Annotated in this window: 14 protein-coding genes; 7 read left to right on the top strand and 7 right to left on the bottom strand. The window is 67.9% G+C overall.

Going from position 1 to position 16809, the window contains the following annotated elements:
• The first annotated feature begins 39 nt into the window (after positions 1–39).
• A complete protein-coding gene (locus OHS03_RS03945) occupies positions 40–618 on the top strand; it encodes a DUF2867 domain-containing protein (RefSeq protein ID WP_328660849.1) in 579 nt (192 codons plus the stop codon).
• 9 nt (positions 619–627) lie between these two features.
• On the opposite strand, the gene OHS03_RS03940 is transcribed toward OHS03_RS03945, so the two are convergent.
• The gene (locus tag OHS03_RS03940) at positions 628–1629 is read right to left on the bottom strand and encodes a methylenetetrahydrofolate reductase (protein ID WP_393287179.1); all 1002 of its coding nucleotides are present in this window, start codon (positions 1627–1629) and stop codon (positions 628–630) included.
• Between the two features lie 250 nt (positions 1630–1879).
• On the opposite strand from OHS03_RS03940, the gene OHS03_RS03935 reads away from it, so the two are divergent.
• The 4 genes from OHS03_RS03935 to OHS03_RS03920 all read left to right on the top strand — a co-directional run bounded on the left by OHS03_RS03935 (position 1880) and on the right by OHS03_RS03920 (position 7361).
• Positions 1880–3034 carry a polyprenyl synthetase family protein gene (locus OHS03_RS03935; protein WP_405151556.1) on the top strand — a complete coding sequence of 385 codons (1155 nt, stop codon included), beginning with the start codon at positions 1880–1882 and terminating at the stop codon, positions 3032–3034.
• A 13-nt stretch (positions 3035–3047) separates the two neighbouring features.
• Positions 3048–4625 (top strand): phytoene desaturase family protein, encoded by a 1578-nt coding sequence (gene crtI, locus OHS03_RS03930; RefSeq protein WP_328660847.1) that lies wholly within the window; start codon positions 3048–3050, stop codon positions 4623–4625.
• 101 nt (positions 4626–4726) lie between these two features.
• Entirely contained in the window at positions 4727–6388 is a 1662-nt protein-coding gene (locus OHS03_RS03925; protein WP_062988648.1) for an alpha-(1->6)-mannopyranosyltransferase A, read from the top strand.
• Between the two features lie 22 nt (positions 6389–6410).
• On the top strand, positions 6411–7361 hold the full coding sequence (locus OHS03_RS03920) for a phytoene/squalene synthase family protein (protein ID WP_328660845.1): 951 nt from the start codon (positions 6411–6413) through the stop codon (positions 7359–7361).
• A gap of 310 nt (positions 7362–7671) precedes the next feature.
• Here OHS03_RS03920 and OHS03_RS03910 read toward each other — a convergent pair whose 3' ends face one another.
• A complete protein-coding gene (locus tag OHS03_RS03910) occupies positions 7672–8040 on the bottom strand; it encodes an Rv2175c family DNA-binding protein (protein WP_062988752.1) in 369 nt (122 codons plus the stop codon).
• A 125-nt stretch (positions 8041–8165) separates the two neighbouring features.
• Here OHS03_RS03910 and pknB point away from each other — a divergent pair, with 125 nt between their 5' ends.
• Positions 8166–10085: a Stk1 family PASTA domain-containing Ser/Thr kinase gene (gene pknB / locus OHS03_RS03905; RefSeq protein WP_063005433.1), complete on the top strand. Its 1920-nt coding sequence runs from the start codon at positions 8166–8168 to the stop codon at positions 10083–10085.
• A 177-nt stretch (positions 10086–10262) separates the two neighbouring features.
• Here pknB and OHS03_RS03900 read toward each other — a convergent pair whose 3' ends face one another.
• A complete protein-coding gene (locus OHS03_RS03900) occupies positions 10263–11648 on the bottom strand; it encodes a class II 3-deoxy-7-phosphoheptulonate synthase (protein ID WP_056816537.1) in 1386 nt (461 codons plus the stop codon).
• A 183-nt stretch (positions 11649–11831) separates the two neighbouring features.
• On the opposite strand from OHS03_RS03900, the gene OHS03_RS03895 reads away from it, so the two are divergent.
• A complete protein-coding gene (locus tag OHS03_RS03895; protein ID WP_328664076.1) occupies positions 11832–12329 on the top strand; it encodes a polyadenylate-specific 3'-exoribonuclease AS in 498 nt (165 codons plus the stop codon).
• A gap of 60 nt (positions 12330–12389) precedes the next feature.
• On the opposite strand, the gene qcrB is transcribed toward OHS03_RS03895, so the two are convergent.
• The 4 genes from qcrB to ctaE are packed head-to-tail and all read right to left on the bottom strand — an operon-like array spanning position 12390 to position 16674.
• Positions 12390–14000 (bottom strand): cytochrome bc1 complex cytochrome b subunit, encoded by a 1611-nt coding sequence (gene qcrB, locus OHS03_RS03890; protein ID WP_328660844.1) that lies wholly within the window; start codon positions 13998–14000, stop codon positions 12390–12392.
• Entirely contained in the window at positions 13997–15136 is a 1140-nt protein-coding gene (gene qcrA, locus OHS03_RS03885) for a cytochrome bc1 complex Rieske iron-sulfur subunit (protein ID WP_328660842.1), read from the bottom strand. Before qcrA ends, qcrB begins: the two co-directional genes overlap by 4 nt.
• Entirely contained in the window at positions 15133–16005 is an 873-nt protein-coding gene (gene qcrC, locus OHS03_RS03880) for a cytochrome bc1 complex diheme cytochrome c subunit (protein WP_169812834.1), read from the bottom strand. Before qcrC ends, qcrA begins: the two co-directional genes overlap by 4 nt.
• A gap of 57 nt (positions 16006–16062) precedes the next feature.
• Positions 16063–16674 carry an aa3-type cytochrome oxidase subunit III gene (gene ctaE / locus OHS03_RS03875; protein WP_056816546.1) on the bottom strand — a complete coding sequence of 204 codons (612 nt, stop codon included), beginning with the start codon at positions 16672–16674 and terminating at the stop codon, positions 16063–16065.
• Positions 16675–16809 lie beyond the last annotated feature (135 nt).

Here is a 16809-nt window from a genome sequence, read left to right as displayed (position 1 = left end):
TCTCGAGTTATACGCAGCCGTACACATGGAGGTTCCGCAATGCGACTACCCGAATCGGCCCACACCGACCAACCCTGGCGCATCCACGAGATCGCCCCCGACTTCGACGTCGAGGACATCTGGCAGTTCCGCACTCCAGGCGGCGGCCCCGACGACTTCCCTGCCCTGCTAGCCGCCCTCCAGGCCGACCGCGCCTCCGAGTCCACCGGCGTCAGCGGCCTGCTGTTCGAGATCCGCTGGAAGCTGGGCGAACTGTTCGGCTGGGACCGCGAAGACGCGGGCACCGGCACCCGAGTCGCCTCCCTCCGCGACCGCCTCCCCGCCGACCTCCGCGACACCGACGTCCCCGCCGACGACAGCCCCCTCACCGCCCTCTACGTCCTCGACCACGAATACGCCGCCGAAATCGCCAACGGCACGATGCACGGCATCATGCACCTCGGCTGGGTCCCCGACACCACCGGCTACCACCTGCAAATGGCCGTCCTGGTGAAGCCCAACGGCTGGTTCGGCCGCTTCTACATGGCCCTGATCAAGCCCTTCCGCTACGGCATCGTCTACCCCGCGATGACCCGCCGCTGGGAACGAACCTGGAACGACCTCGCCGTCACGCGGTGAGCACTGCTCCTACGCGCTGAGCGGGGCGGCGGTTACTCCGTAGCCGAGGTTGGTGAGGACTTCGCTGGTGGCTTTGGCGAAGTTCAGGGTGATGAAGTGGAGGCAGGGGGCGCCTTCGTCGGTGAGGCGTTGGGCCATTTCGGTGGCGATCTGGATGCCTTCGGCGCGGACCGCGGCGCGGTCTTCCTCCGGGCCGGTGCCTGCCGCACGGGTGAGGCGGGCTACGACGTCGGCGGGGACGGGGCGGCCGCTGAGTTCTTCGGCGCGGGCGACGGTGCGCAGGGAGGTGATGGGCATCAACTCGGGGATGATCGGCTTGGCGCCCTCGATGGGGTCCATGGCGATCACGCGGTCACGCAGGCGCAGGTAGTGCTCGACGTCGAAGAACATCTGGGTGATCGAATACTCCGCTCCCGCACGGAGTTTCGCGGCCAGGTGGTGGGTGTCGTGGTCGAGGTCGGGCGAGCGGTGGTGGCCCTGGGGGAACGAGGCGACGCCGACGTGGAAATCGCCGAGGTCGCGCACGATGCGAACCAGTTCCTCGGCGTATTCGACACCGCCGGGGTGCTTGGCCCATTCGCCCAGTGGGTCGCCGGGCGGGTCGCCGCGCAGGACCAGGACGTTGCAGATGCCCGAGTCGGCGTAGGAGCCGATCAGGGAGCGCAGTTCGGCGATGCTGTGGCCGACCGCGGTGAGGTGGGCGACCGGGAGCAGGGTGGTTTCCTGCGCAAGGGCACCGGTGATACGCACGGTGCGGTCGCGCGTGGAACCGCCCGCGCCGTAGGTCATCGACACGAAGGCGGGATGCATGCGTTCGAACTCGCGGACCGCACGCCACAGCCGAGCCTCGCCCGCCGCGTCACGCGGGGGGTTGAACTCCACGGAGAAGGGCACATTACTGCCCGAGTGAGTGCGCAGACTCTGCACCACCGAGGGGGTGTTCGAGACGATCGACGGCCGCTGGGCGGGTCGATCTGGGGTCGAACTTCCCCGTCCATTGTCGAAATCCACCGGCTCAGTCTAGTGGGAAGCGATGACGCTCCGGCACCGACTGGGAATCCGGCCACCGAACACCGAGCATTGTGTCAAGTCCGATGGACAGGCCGCGGCGACAGAACCCACCGAAACGCCGGGTGTGGGCTGCGTCGCAGCGGCACTGTGCGCCGGGAGCCCGCCGAGCCCGCCCGCGTATCGTTCGACACAACGCTGGTGACCGCACCACCGAGTGCCCAACCGGTCCCGCTGTTCGCCCACTTCGCCCCTGGAGGCCGCCCTGTCCGCCGGAATCGGTACCCCGCTCTCCCGGTCCGCAGCCGACGCTCTGACCTCGGTCGATCTCGTCGCGCTGACACCGGGAACACCGGCCTTCGTCGCCGCTGTCGAACAGGTGCTGACCAGTTTCTTCGCCACCCGGCGGGAGATCGTCGAGCCGCTGGGACCCGTCTTCATCGATGCCGTCCAGGCGCTGGAACAGTTCGTTGTCCGCGGCGGCAAGCGGACGCGGCCCGGGTTCGCGTGGACCGGGTGGCTGGGCGCCGGTGGCGACCCTGCGGGGCCCGACGCCGCCGCGGTACTCACCGCCTGCTCGGCGCTGGAATTGGTACAGGCGTGCGCGCTCGTGCACGACGACATCATCGACTCCTCGCGGACGCGGCGCGGGTTCCCGACCGTGCACATCGACTTCGAGGATCGGCACGAGGCGGCGGGCTGGCCCGGCGACGGCGCCGCCTACGGCTCGGCCGTCGCGATTCTGATCGGCGATCTCGCGCTGGCCTGGGCAGATGATCTGGTCAACGAAGCCGGGTTGAACCCACACGCGCTGGCCCGGTTCGCACCGGTGTGGGCGCGGATGCGGACCGAGGTGCTGGGTGGGCAGCTCCTCGACATCAACGGCGAGGCCGGTGGCGACGAATCGGTTGAGGCCGCCTTGCGGATCAACCGGTACAAGACCGCCGCGTACACGATCGAACGGCCGTTGCACCTGGGTGCGGTGCTCGCGGGCGCCGACGAAGCGCTGGTGGACGCGCTGCGGACCTACGGGACCGACGTGGGAATCGCATTCCAGCTGCGTGACGACTTACTGGGCGTGTTCGGCGACCCGGTGGTGACCGGGAAGCCATCGGGCGACGACCTGCGGGAAGGCAAGCGGACCGTACTGATCGCCGAAGCGCTGCGCCGGGCCGACCAGGCATCCGCGGACCTGATCCGCACGGGCCTCGGCACCGATCTCGACGATGCCGCCGTCGATCAGCTGCGCACGGTGCTCACCGACCTCGGCGCGGTCGACGAGGTGGAGCGGCGGATCGCCGAGCTCACCGAGACCGGGCTCGCCGCGATCGCGACCAGTTCCGCGACGCTGGAAGCCAAGCAGTTGCTCCACGCCATGGCGTTGGCCGCCACTCGCCGCGCAGCCTGATAGGAAAAGTGTTGTGGGACAAGCGAATCATGTCGTCGTAGTCGGAGCCGGGCTGGCAGGTCTGGCGGCCGCGCTGCATCTGCGGGGCGCGGGCCATCGGGTGACGGTGCTGGAGCGGGCCGATCATCCGGGCGGGCGGGTGGGTCGCTACCGGTTCGACGACTACGAGATCGACAGCGGCGCAACGGTGCTCACCCTGCCCTCGGTGATCGACGACGCACTGGCCGCCGTCGGGCACACCAGGGAGAGCGTCGACCTGCGCATCCACCGGCTCACCCCCGCCTATCACGCACGCTTCGCCGACGGCAGCGCCATCCGCGTCTTCGACGATGCCGACCAGATGGCCGCCGAGGTCGAAAGTGCTTGCGGGCCCGCCGAAGCGCGCGACTACCGGCGACTGCGTGACTGGCTCGGTCGCATCTACGACGCCGAGTTCGACGAGTTCATGAACGCCGATTTCGATTCGCCGCTCGACATGGTGCGCACGCCGCGCGCCAGGGCCGCGTTGGTCGCGCTCGCCAAGCTCGGCGGGTTCGGCAAGCTGGGGCCTCGCGTGCGGTCCTACCTGCGCGACGAGCGGCTGACCAGGCTGTTCACCTTCCAAGCTCTGTACGCGGGCATGTCCCCGGATGACGCGCTGGCGGTCTACGGCGCGATCCCGAACATGGACACCTGCCTCGGGGTCTACTTCCCCGAAGGGGGGATGCGCGCGATCACGGCCGCGCTCGCCGAGGCCTTCACCGCCGCGGGTGGTCAGCTCGTTCTGAACGCCGAGGTCGACGGCATCGACTACGGGACGCGCACCGATCGGATCACGAACACCGGTGGCCGCCGTGCCGAAGCGGTTCGGACGACAGACGGCGGCGCCTATCCCTGCGACGCGGTGGTGCTCACCGCCGATATCGGCTCCCTGCCTCGATTCGGCCTGCGCCGTCGTCGCGGCCTGCGCGCCTCACCGTCAGCGGTGGTCGCTCACGGCACCGTCCCCGCCGAGATCGCCGCGAGCTGGCCCGTGCAGGCGCACCACACCATCGAGTTCGGCGCCGCCTGGGCGCAGACGTTCGCCGAGATCGCCGCGCGCGAGGGCCGCGGCCGGCTCATGAGCGATCCTTCACTGCTGCTCACGCGGCCCGCGCTGACCGACGCCGAGCAGTTCGTCGACCGGGCGACCGGCCGCTTCGAACCGCTGTCGGTGCTCGCACCCTGCCCCAACCTGACCGCCGCCCCGCTCGACTGGGACCGCCTCGGCCCGGCCTATCTGCGCGAACTGCTCGCGGTCCTGGAGCAGCGCGGCTACACCGGGATCACCGAGCATTTCCGCGTCGACCACCTCGACACACCTGCCACCTGGGCCGCCCAGGGCATGATCGCCGGCACGCCGTTCTCGATCGCGCACCTGTTCCGGCAAACCGGCCCGTTCCGGCCACGCAATCTGCCAAGGGGTGTGGACAACGTCGTTCTCGCAGGTTGCGGCACCACTCCGGGGGTGGGTGTGCCCACCACGCTGCTGTCGGGCAAGCTGGCTGCGGCACGAATCACCGGCAGCCGGGCACACGCCGGTACCGACCACCGGGTTAGTGTTCCCACTTGAAGCCGTAAACTGACGGCCGACTTATCAGCTCGCGGTTGCGACCGCCGACCATCCGGGGGGACCGACCGAACATGCCGCCCTCCGAGACGACCGTAGGCACAATGGACAACACGCGCACACTCGAGCGCCAGCGCCACCTACCCGCTCGAACCGACCCGGGCGTTCGGACATGGCTGCGCACCGCAGGTGAGTTCGCCAGGAGCCCCGAAGGCCACGCGGCCATCATGGGATTCTTCGGCGCGGCCATGATCACCTTCGGCGGCTTCGGCGCGGGCGCTGTCCGCAAACGCGACCCGCTGCTCGAGGCGCTGCACCTGTCCTGGCTCCGGTTCGGCCACGGGTACGCGTTGTCGTCGATCCTGATCTGGATCGGTGTGTTGATGATGATCACGGCGTGGGTTCGACTCGGCCGGATCACCAGCAGCAAAGGCGAATCGACGGTCACCCTCAACGAGTTGCGGGCGATCGTCGGAATCTGGATCACGCCACTGCTGTTCGCGGCGCCGATGTTCAGTCGCGATGTGTACTCCTACCTTGCCCAGGGCGCGCTGCTCCGCGACGGTTTCGACCCCTATCAGGTAGGGCCCGTCGCCAATCCGGGTGTGCTGCTGGACAACGTGAGCACGGTCTGGACCACCACCACCGCGCCCTACGGGCCGGTGTTCCTACTCATCGGCCGCGCGATCACCTCGATCACCGGCGACAATGTGATCGCCGGGACCATCGCCCTGCGCTTCGCGATGCTGCCCGGGCTGGCGCTGATGATGTGGGCCGTGCCGTATCTGACCAAGCATCTCGGCGGTAAGCCGACGGTGGCGCTGTGGTTGGCGGTGCTCAATCCGCTGGTGCTGGTGCACCTGATCGGCGGCGTGCACAACGAGATGCTGATGGTCGGGCTGATGTGTGCGGGCGTCGCGCTCGTGCTCGAACGCCACCATGTGGCGGGCATCGTGGTGGTCGCCATCGGCGTCGCGATCAAGGCGACTGCCGGGGTGGCGTTGCCGTTCCTGGTGTGGATCTGGATTCTGCACGAGAAGGAACGACGAGCTGCCGAGCGTCGAGCCGTGGTGGATTCCGATGCCGCGCTCGCCGAAGAGCAGAAACACCCCGACGCTGCCAGACCGTCCCCGGATATGCCGCACCCACTGCTCGTCTTCGCCAAGATCGCCGGAATCGGCGTGGGCGTATTCGCGCTGGTATTCGGCGCGGCGTCGGTGATCGCGGGGGTCGGCTTCGGCTGGGTCACCGCGTTGCAGGGTTCGAACAAGATCATCAACTGGCTTTCGTTACCGACGATTCTCGCGCACATGGTCACCTGGGTGACCCCGCTGGATCGCGACGCGGTACTGCAAGTGACCCGTCCCCTGTGCCAGATCGCCATGGTGGTGTTGCTCGTCGCGACGTGGTGGCGGTTCCGCCACAGCGAACGCGAGGCCGTGATGGGCATCATCATCGCCTTCGTCGCGATCGTGCTGCTCTCTCCCGCCGCGCTGCCCTGGTACTACTCGTGGCCGTTGGCGCTGGCCGCCGCGTTCGCCCTGTCGACCACGACGTTGATGTGGCTGGTGGGGATCTGCACATGGTTGATGCTGGTGTTCCAGCCGGACGGGTCGATCGGGCTCTACAACTTCTGGCACGTAGCGCTGGCGACGTTCGCCGCCGTGGTCGCGGCGGTGTCGCTGCGGACCGTTGATCCGCTGCGTCTGCGTTCGGCCACGTCGAAGGCTGTGGCCGGTAAACCTGCGCCGCCCGTCCGGGCATGAGTGGTGCGCGGGAGCGCCAGGCATGATCGAGCTCGACGCGGCCTACGCGAGTTGTCGGCGGATCGCCGCCGAGCACGGGCGTACGTACTACCTGGCGACCACGCTGCTCTCACCGGAGCGTCGGCGGGCCGTGCACGCGCTGTACGCGTTCGCGCGAATGGTCGATGACATCGTCGACCACGCCGACAACCCCGCCCGTGTCCTCGACCCGCGCGACGGCGCACGGCAGGTCCTCGACGTCTCCCCCGCCGCGCATCTCGACCTCGTCGAGAGACAACTGCGCGCGGCCCTCGAGCACCGTCACGTCGCCACCACCGACGTGCGCCGCCGCCAGATCGTCACCGCGGCCGCCGACACCATCGCCCGCTACGACATCGCGCACAGTCACATCTGGACGTTCCTCGACGCCATGCGCATGGACGTCCCCGGCACGGCCACCCACCGCACCCGCTACGCCACGATGAGCGAGCTCCGCGAGTACATGCGCGGATCCGCTGCCGCTATCGGCCTGCAACTGCTGCCGGTCCTCGGCACCGTCGTCCCCGTCACCGAGGCCGAACCCGCGGCCGCCGCCCTCGGCGAGGCCTTCCAGCTCACCAATTTCCTGCGCGACGTCGCCGAGGACCTCGACCGCGACCGCATCTATCTGCCCACCGACGAACTGCGGGCCTTCGGCGTGGACGAAGCCCACCTGCGCGCCTGCCACCATCGTGGCCACACCGACGCACCCCTGCGACGCGCGCTGGCTCACCTGATCGCCGTCAACCGCGACATCTATCGGCGAGCCGTGCCCGGCATCGCCCTGCTCGCCCCCCGGGTCCGCCCGGCGATCGCCACCGCGGCCACCCTCTACGCCGAGATCCTCGACCGCATCGAAGCAGCCGACTACCAGGTCTTCACGCGCCGCGCCACGGTCTCCCACCGTCGCCGAATCCTCGTCGCCGCCAAAGGCTTGACCACCAGCCACCGCTAGTCGCCGGTCGACCGGACCAGCAGAATTCCGTCGTGGCGTCGCACTCCTGGGCACGCGGCGGGAGAGCGCCCGCGCGGACCGGATCGAGGCTGCCGTCGACGAGATCGAGGGCAGCTACACGCAACGCATTCTGGCTGTCGATGTCCCCGTCATCCATCGATGGGCGCTGATCCCCGCCACCGTCGACGTCGGCGACGGTCTGATCGCGGCAACGGCATTGACACACGGGCACACCGTGGCGACCCGAAATACCAAGCACTTCAAGGGTTCCGGTGCCGCCCTGGTGAACCCGTTCGATCCGGTCTGACGATCAGAAGGGTTCGGCGTGGGCGCGGCGGACTACCTCGCGTGCCAGGTGGCCGTGGAGGGCGTCGACGGGGCGGCCGGGGAGGGAGGGGTCATCGGTATAGAGCCACTCGAGGATGTCCTCGTTGCTGTACTTGCCGTCACGCATCACGGTGATCACGCCGGGGAGCATGCGGACGATCTCGTCTTCGGAGTCGAAGAAGCGGGAGGGAATGCCGGGGATGCCGTTGCGGCGGATCGCCAGGATCTGGTGGTCGCGCAGCAGTTGGTGCACCGAGGTGACCGGGACACCGAGTATGTCGGCCGCCTCGGGGAGCGAGACGATGGTTTCGGTGTCGGGCAGCACGTCGTCGCTGCAGGGGAAGGCACTCACCCACACAACGGTAGTACGTGTCGGCACACACGCATCGTCTGGCATGCCCACACCACCCGGTTACCATCGTGGTGGCCGCACACGGCGGCCGGTTGAATGCCGGAGGACATCACTTGATCGGCCAGATGCTGGAAGGGCGCTATCGCATCGATGCGCCGATCGCTCGTGGCGGGATGTCGATGGTCTTCCGCGGGACCGACACCCGGCTCGATCGCCCCGTCGCGATCAAGGTGATGGACCCGAAGTTCGCCGGCGACCCGCAGTTCCTGAGCCGCTTCGAGTTCGAGGCGCGCGCGGTGGCCAAGCTCAAGCACGCGTCACTGGTCGCGGTCTACGACCAGGGCGTCGACGGCGAATACCCGTTCCTGATCATGGAATTGGTCGAGGGCGGCACGCTGCGTGAGCTGCTGCGCGAACGCGGGCCGATGCCGCCACACGCCGTGCGGGCCGTGGCCGAGCCGGTGCTGCGCGCGATCGGCACCGCGCACGACGCCGGCCTGGTTCACCGCGACGTGAAGCCGGAGAACGTGCTGATCTCCGACGCGGGCGAGGTGAAGATCGCCGACTTCGGCCTGGTACGCGCCGTGGCCGCGGCCAACACCACCTCCGCGAGCGTGATCCTCGGCACGGCCGCCTACCTCTCCCCCGAGCAGGTCACCACCGGCACCGCGGACGCGCGCAGTGATGTGTACTCCTTCGGCGTCCTGATCTTCGAACTGCTCACCGGGCGGGTGCCGTTCACCGGCGACAACTCGCTGTCGGTGGCGTATCAGCGGGTCGAGAACGACGTGCCCGCGCCGAGCAACTTCATCGGTGGCGTGCCGCCCGAATTCGACGCACTCGTCGCCAAGGCGACCTCCCGCGACCCCGCGCAACGCTTCGCCGACGCCAACGAGATGGCGGCGACACTGCAGTCGATCGCGATGGAGCTGAACCTGCCGCCGTATCGGGTGCCCGCACCCCGGGATTCGGCCGAACATCTCAGTGAGAGCTATCAGACCGGCGCCGCGCATCATCCCGGCGAGCGCCCGATCACCCCGCCGCCGCTGGCCGCGCACCATTCCCCCGCACCGGAGCCGCACCACACCAGGGTGGTGACCGCGCCGCGCCCGCGGCCGGAGGAGTACGCCCCCGCACCGGCGGCGACCGCGTTCGGCACCGGCGACAGCCATGCTCGCCGAACAGGCTTGGTGTGGGTGGGCATCGTCACCGCGCTGACCCTGTTGGTCGGCATCGGCGGCTGGTGGCTCGGGGTCGGCCGCTACAGCTCGGTGCCCCCGATCGCGGGCATGGACTCCGAACGGGCCGTCGCCGTGCTGCAAGAGGCCGGTTTCGACACAGAGCTGCGGCAGAAAGCTTCCGACACCATTCCGGTGGGCGGGGTTGTCGGCACCGATCCGTCGGCCGGGTCGCGGGTGACCAAGAGTTCCACGATCGCGGTGCTGATCTCGAACGGCAAACCGCGGGTGCCCGATATCAAGGCGGGCGATCAGATCAGCGCCGTCAACCAGGCGATCCGCGACGGCGGTCTGCAACCGATCGACGCCGGTGAAGCGGCCAGTACCGCACCGAAGGGCTCACTGGCGAAAGTAGAGCCCGCGCCGGGCACGATCCTGCCGATGGGCGGCCAGGTGAAGGTATACCGCAGCAAGGGATCTCAACCGGTCAATGTGCCCGATGTGCGTGGCAAGACCGCCGAGGAGGCAGCCAGCGCCCTGACCACCGCGGGCCTGGTCGTTCGCGATACGCGCGTGCAGTTCGACAAGAGCATCGAGGGCGACAAGGCCATCGCCACCGAGCCCGCCGTCGGCGCCACCCTGCAATCGGGCGACACCGTGACACTGATCCTGTCGAACGCGGTGAAGGTGCCCAATGTGATGGGTCAAAGCGTCGGCAGTGCCCGTTCCAAGCTGCAACAGCTCGGTCTACGAGTAGAGGTCAAATCCCTCACCGACTCCGACAGTTCGCTGGTGATCGGCCAGGTTCCTGGTTTCAACTCGAACGTGGAGGCGGGCAGCGTCGTGACGCTCACCGCCCTGCCTTGAAGGGGCAAGGATCCCGAGAAGGACAAAGAAAAACCCGGACGCGGTCCTCGCTGACCGCGTCCGCCCGCCAACCGCACACCCCCGAGTCCGCCATGACCGCGCTACCAGCCACGTACGACCCGACCTCGAGGAGGGTCCGCCGCGCAGCGGCGGTTCGAGCGCGCCAGCGCTCCAGAATTACCGCAGCATCTCGGCGACCAGGAACGACAGTTCCAGGGACTGCTGGGTGTTCAGGCGCGGGTCGCAGGCCGTTTCGTAGCGGCCGCTGAGGTCGAGATCGGAGATGTCCTGGGCGCCGCCGAGGCACTCGGTGACGTTCTCGCCGGTCAGCTCGATGTGCAGGCCACCGGGGTGGGTGCCGAGGGCGTGGTGGACCTCGAAGAAGCCCTGGACCTCGTCGACGATGCGGTCGAAGTGGCGGGTCTTGAACCCGGTGGACGACTCGTGGGTGTTGCCGTGCATGGGGTCGCACTGCCAGATCACCTGGTGGCCGGTGGCCTGGACCTTCTCGATGATCTGCGGCAGCACATCGCGCACCTTGCCGTTGCCCATGCGCGCGACCAGGGTGAGCCGGCCCGGCTCGTTGTTCGGGTCGAGCCGCTCGACGTATTCCACAGCCAGATCCGGCGTGGTGGTCGGCCCGATCTTGAGGCCGATCGGGTTCGCGAGGAGTTCGGCCAGCGCGATGTGGGCGCCGTCGAGCTGACGGGTGCGTTCACCGATCCACAGGAAGTGCGCGGACAGGTCGTAGAGCAGCGGTTCGCCGGTTTCGGACTCGCTCAGCCGCAGCATGGCGCGCTCGTAGTCCAGGACGAGTGCCTCGTGCGAGGCGTAGATGCGCGCGGTCTTCAGGCTCGGGTCGTTGACCTGACAGGCGGCCATGAAACGCAGTCCGCGGTCGATCTCCTCGGCGAGGGTCTCGTAGCGCGCACCCGCGGGCGACTGGGCGACGAAATCGCGGTTCCAGTCGTGCAGGCGGTGCAGGTCGGCGGTGCCCGCGCTGGTCAGGGCGCGAACCAGGTTCATCGCGGCGCTGGCGTTGGCGTAGGCGCGGACCAGGCGTGAGGGGTCGTGGCGGCGCAGTGCCTCGTCGGCGACAAGGGAGTTGACCATGTCACCGCGGTAGGACGTCAGGCCGAGCGCGTCGGTGTCGGACGAGCGCGGCTTGGCGTACTGGCCTGCGATCCGCGCCACCTTCACCACCGGCATGCTCGCGCCGTAGGTGAGCACCACGGCCATCTGCAGCAGCGTGCGGATATTGCCGCGGATGTGGGGTTCGGTGTTGTCGGCGAAGGTCTCCGCGCAGTCACCGCCCTGCATGAGGAACGCCTCGCCGCGAGCCACCTGTGCCAGCTGCGCCTTGAGGTCCTCGACCTCGGCGGGCAGGCAGATCGGCGGCACGCTCTCGAGCACGGTCCGCATGGTCGCGGCCTCGTCGGCATCCCACGACGGCTGCTGCAGGGCCGGGCGGGCCAGCGCAGCGTCGAGGCGACCGCGTAGGTCGTCGGGCAGCGGCGGCAGTTCCGGCAGGCGGTCAATGGGTACATCGACGGTCCAGGTCACCAGTTAAGAATACGGCCCCCAGCCACTGGCGTATATCTGGCGCACCCACAGCGGGCACCGCCGACCCGTGCGCGGTACGCGCGACGTACCGACATAAGGTTTCGTCGACCCGTCGTGGGTCTCTCGCCCGCCGCGTCGAGTCGGACCCCACGAGCAACCTACCGACACGAAGAGGCGATCTCCCTGCGATATTTCTACGACTCGGAATTCATCGAGGACGGCACGACGATCGACCTGATCTCGATCGGCGTCGTCTGCGAGGACGGGCGCGAGTATTACGCGGTGTCCACCGAATTCGATGCGAAGCGGGCAGGGCCGTGGGTGCGCAAGCACGTGCTGCCGAAGCTGCCGAGTGCCGGGTCGCCGCTGTATCGCACCAGGGAACAGATCCGCGACGACCTGTTCAAGTTCTTCCTCCCCCGGCCGAGTGTGCAACCCGAGCTGTGGGCCTGGGTCGGCGCGTACGACCACGTGGCGCTGTGCCAACTGTGGGGCGACATGACCGCGCTGCCCAAGGGCATGCCGCGCTACACCAACGAACTGCGCCAGCACTGGGCCGTCAACGGCAGCCCCACCCTGCCGCCCATCCCCGACGACGCCCACGACGCCCTCGCCGACGCCCGCCACAACCTGGCCAAGTTCGAGGCCATCGAGACATACCGGCGCACCCCGCGGCTGTAGGACGAAGCGAAGGCCCCGAGTCGAATTCGACTCGGGGCCTTCGTGCTTCGTGCTGTTCGGTCAGTGACCGGACGGCTCGCTGTTGTTGGCGATCGCCTGCTGCTCGGCGAGGACGGTGAGCATCCGGTGCTCCTCGTTCTCCTCGATCTCGGCCCAGCTGTCGCCCTCGGCCTTGGGGTCGGCCTTGAGGAAGCTACCGGTGCCCGGCTTGCCCGCCGAACCCAGCTTGTTCATCTTCTTGGGCACCGGGGCGCCCTGGTATTCCAGCGGGATGGCGTGGCCGTGTGCGTCGACCCCGCCCAGCGGCTGGTGCACCTCGATGTACTCACCGTGCGGCAGACGCTTGATCACACCGGTTTCGATGCCGTGCTCGAGCACCGCCCGGTCACTGCGCTGCAGACCGATGCAGAACCGGTAGGTGATGAAGTACGCGATCGGCGGCAGCAGCAGCACGCCGATACGACCGATCCAGGTGGTCGCGTTCAGCGAGATGTCGAACTTCAGCGCGATGATGTCGTTGACGCACGAGAGCGTGAGCACCACGTAGAACGCGATGGACATGGCGCCGATCGCGGTACGCACCGGCACGTCGCGCGGACGCTGGAGCAGGTTGTGATGCGCCGTGTGGTCGTTGGTGAGGCGCTTCTCGATCCACGGGTAGGCGATCAGCAGCGTGAACACCAGACCCATGATGAGCGCGACCCAGAACACCGCCGGGATCGTGTAGTTGCCCAGGTAGATCTCCCACGGCGGCATCAGACGCGCCATACCGTCGGTCCACATCATGTAGAAGTCGGGCTGCGAGCCCGCCGACACCTGGGACGGGTTGTACGGACCGAGGTTCCAGATCGGGTTGATCTGCAGGACACCGCCCATGATGCCGACGATGCCGAGGGTGAACGCGAAGAACGCGCCCTGATCGGCGGCGAACACCGGGATGATGCGCGCGCCGACCACGTTGTGCTCGGTGCGGGCCGGTCCGGGGAACTGGGTGTGCTTCTGGTACCAGACCAGCGCGACGTGCGCGCCGATCAGCGCCAGGATGATGCCGGGCAGCAGCAGCACGTGCGCGATGTAGAGGCGCGGGATGATGATGTCGCCGGGGAAGTCGCCGCCGAACATCAGCCAGTGCAGCCAGGTACCCATGATCGGCACACCGATGGTGATACCCGAGAACGCGGCGCGCAGACCGGTACCGGAGAGCAGATCGTCGGGCAGCGAGTAGCCGAAGAAGCCTTCGAACATCGCCAGGATCAGCAGCAGCGAGCCGATCACCCAGTTCGCCTCACGCGGCTTGCGGAACGCGCCGGTGAAGAAGATGCGGAACAGGTGGATGATGATCGACGCCGCGAACAGCAGGGCCGCCCAGTGGTGGATCTGCCGGACGAACAGACCGCCGCGCACCTCGAAGGAGATGTTCAGCGCGGTCTCGTACGCCCGCGACATGCCGACGCCGCGCAGCGGCTGGTAGGCGCCGTCGTAGACCACGTGGGTCATCGACGGATCGAAGAACAGCGTCAGGTACACACCCGACAGCAGCAGGATGATGAACGCGTAGAGCGCGATCTCACCCAGCAGGAACGACCAGTGGGTCGGGAAGACCTTGTTGATCGACCGCTTGACGAACGCGGCGGCGCGATACCGCTCGTCCATCTCGTTTACCTGGCTCATGAACGACGCTCCCAGAAGGCCGGGCCGAGCGGCTCGATGAAGTCGCCCGCGGCGACCAGGAAGCCCTCGGAGTTGACGGTGATCGGCAGCTGAGGCAGTGCGCGGGCGGCGGGACCGAAGACCGGCTTGGCCCACTCGGTCGCGAGGAACTGCGACTGGTGGCACGGGCACAGGATCCGGTTGGTCTGCTGCTCGAACAGCGAGGTGGGGCAGCCGAGATGGGTGCAGATCTTCGAGTAGGCGAAGTAGTCGCCGAAATTGAAGCTCTCCTGCCCCTTACGCTTGATCGCCTTCTCGGCGTCTTCGGTGCGCAGGCGGATCATCATGACCGCGTTGCGGATACCGCGCAGCGACTCGAGCGTGGCGTGCTCGTCGCCGCGCCACTTCTCTTTCCACGGGAACACGGTTTCCATCGAGCCGGCGTCCAGGTCTTCCGGGCGCACCAGCACGATGTCGCCGGGGCGACCGGTGTCGCGGCGGATGTAGATGGTCTCGCCCGGGTAGTCCGGGGTCCAGCCCGAGACCCACAGCGGCGACTTGTCGCGCTTGGCCCACGGGTTCTTCACCATGCCGCCGACGAACACCAGCAGCGCGCCGATACCGAGCACGCCGACACCGGCGCCCGCGGTACCGAGCATCATCTTGCGGCGACCGAGGGTGGAGGTGTCGAGCGCGTCCTGCAGCTCGGCCGCCAGGGTGCGCCGCTCGACCTCGTCCGACGGGCCGTCGTGGCGCTGCTGGATCGAGATCTCCGCGGGGATGAACCGCTTACGGATCAGCACCACCGCGATACCGATGACCAGCACCGAGATGCCGAAGGTCAGGCCGACGAGCGGGGTGAACAGCGAGTAGGCGCTGTGGCCCTCGTCGCCGTAGCCCTTCCACTCCCACGGCCAGAACAGGAAGACACCGATGAGCGCGGCGGCGGCGAGGCCGGAGACGGCGAACCAGAACGTGACCGCACGTTCGGCGCGCTTCTCGGCCTTGGTGCCGGGCACCGGCCACCGCTCGTTGCGGTAGACGACATCGACGTCGTCGCGATTGGTGCCGAGCTCGACCAGCTCGTCACGCGACATCGCGTCCAGTTCGTCTTCGGTGGGTTCGCGACCCATGTCGCTGTGCTCCTGTCCACTCATGATCGGGATCCGATCCACATCGCGGCGCCGACCACTGCGGTGATGCCGATGACCCAGATCGCCAAACCTTCGGTCGCCGGACCGAAACCGCCGAGGTCCCAGCCGCCGGGCGACTTCTCCTCCGCGGAGTTCTTGACGTAGGCGACGATGTCGCGCTTCTCCTCCGGCGTCAGCTGCCGGTCGGAGAACTTGGGCATGTTCTGCGGGCCGGTGATCATCGCGTCGTAGATCTGCTGCTCGTTGGCCTCGGCCAGCGGCGGCGCGAACTTACCGCCGGAGAGCGCACCACCGCGACCGGTGAAGTTGTGGCAGGAGGCGCAGTTCATACGGAACAGCTCCGAACCACGGGCGATGTCGTCGCCGCGCAGCGATTCCTGGGCGATCTCACCGTTGGCGTCACGGATCACCGAAGGTCCACCACCGTTGGCGGCGACGAAGGCGCCGATCGCATCGGTCTGGTGCGCGTCGAACTTCTCCGGCTTGCGGATCGCCTGGGCGCCGTTGACGGCCATCGGCATACGACCGGAGGAGACCTGGAAGTAGACCGCGGCCTCGCCGACACCGATCAGGCTCGGACCACGATCGGCGACACCCTGCAGGTTCGCGCCGTGGCACGTGACGCAGGAGGTCTCGTAGAGCTGCTTGCCCTCGCGAATGAGCGCGGACTGGTCCTCGTGCGCGGTCGCGACCTGGGCCTGCGGGGTGAGCGCGGTAGCCAGGAAGCCGGCTCCGACCAAGCCGATCATCAGCGCGAGAGCACCCGCGATACGACGGCGGGCGCGGCGCTGCTTACGCGCCTTGGCGGCCTGTGCGTCCTGCCCGGCGCCGGGGCCGGCGGGCTCTTGGGCCGACGGGGGAGATGAACTCATCTGTGTCCCTTTGGAGTAGACGGAACCGACTTGTGCAAATGCTGTGCGCGCCGCGCGCTAACGGACGAAGTAGATCGTGGCGAACAGCCCGATCCAGACGATGTCGACGAAGTGCCAGTAGTACGACACCACGATCGCGGCGGTGGCCTGGGCGGGGGTGAACTTGCTCAGCGTGGTGCGGACGAGCAGGAACACGAACGCGATCAGACCGCCGATCACGTGCAGACCGTGGAAGCCGGTGGTGATGTAGAAAACCGAGCCGTACGAGCTGCCGGCGATCGAAGTTCCCTCCTCCACCAGGTGGTAGTACTCGTAGCCCTGCCCGGCGACGAAGAACGCGCCCATTATCAGGGTGATCGTGTACCAGCGGCGAAGGCCGAACACGTCGCCCTTCTCCGCGGCGAACACACCCATCTGGCAGGTGAACGAGGACGCGATCAGGACGGCCGTCACCGGAATCGCGAGCTTCATGTTCAGCTCGGTCGGCTCCGGGGGCCAGTTCCCGTGCGCCTGCGCGCGAGCAACGAAGTACATGGCGAACAGGCCGGCGAAGAACATCAGCTCGCTGGACAGCCAGATGATGGTTCCGACGCTGACCATGTTGGGCCGGTTCAGCGAATGCACACGCTGAGTAATGGCCGATCCTGGGGTGCCTACTGCGGTCGTCACGGGGTAAGTATGACTCTTCGTAGTACGACACATGTACCCGGGTACGAAAGTTTGTGGCGCAAGTCGGAAAACCCACGCACAGAGGGGGTCTACGACATCCGTCGGCGTGTTGGCGACGATCGCGCGACAACCCAT

The sequence above is a fragment of the Nocardia salmonicida genome (assembly GCF_036142455.1).
GTDB lineage: Bacteria > Actinomycetota > Actinomycetes > Mycobacteriales > Mycobacteriaceae > Nocardia > Nocardia salmonicida.
Note: the sequence above shows the minus strand (reverse complement) of the source record. Positions and strands in the feature narration are given on the sequence as shown.

Excerpts from the sequence above, each read along its gene's own strand:
- OHS03_RS03945 (WP_328660849.1), top strand. The coding sequence starts at position 40 with ATGCGACTACCCGAATCGGCCCACACCGACCAACCCTGGCGCATCCAC.
- OHS03_RS03925 (WP_062988648.1), top strand. The coding sequence starts at position 4,727 with ATGGACAACACGCGCACACTCGAGCGCCAGCGCCACCTACCCGCTCGA.
- OHS03_RS03920 (WP_328660845.1), top strand. The coding sequence starts at position 6,411 with ATGATCGAGCTCGACGCGGCCTACGCGAGTTGTCGGCGGATCGCCGCC.
- pknB (WP_063005433.1), top strand. The coding sequence starts at position 8,166 with ATGCTGGAAGGGCGCTATCGCATCGATGCGCCGATCGCTCGTGGCGGG.
- qcrB (WP_328660844.1), bottom strand. The coding sequence starts at position 14,000 with ATGAGCCAGGTAAACGAGATGGACGAGCGGTATCGCGCCGCCGCGTTC.
- qcrA (WP_328660842.1), bottom strand. The coding sequence starts at position 15,136 with ATGAGTGGACAGGAGCACAGCGACATGGGTCGCGAACCCACCGAAGAC.
- qcrC (WP_169812834.1), bottom strand. The coding sequence starts at position 16,005 with ATGAGTTCATCTCCCCCGTCGGCCCAAGAGCCCGCCGGCCCCGGCGCC.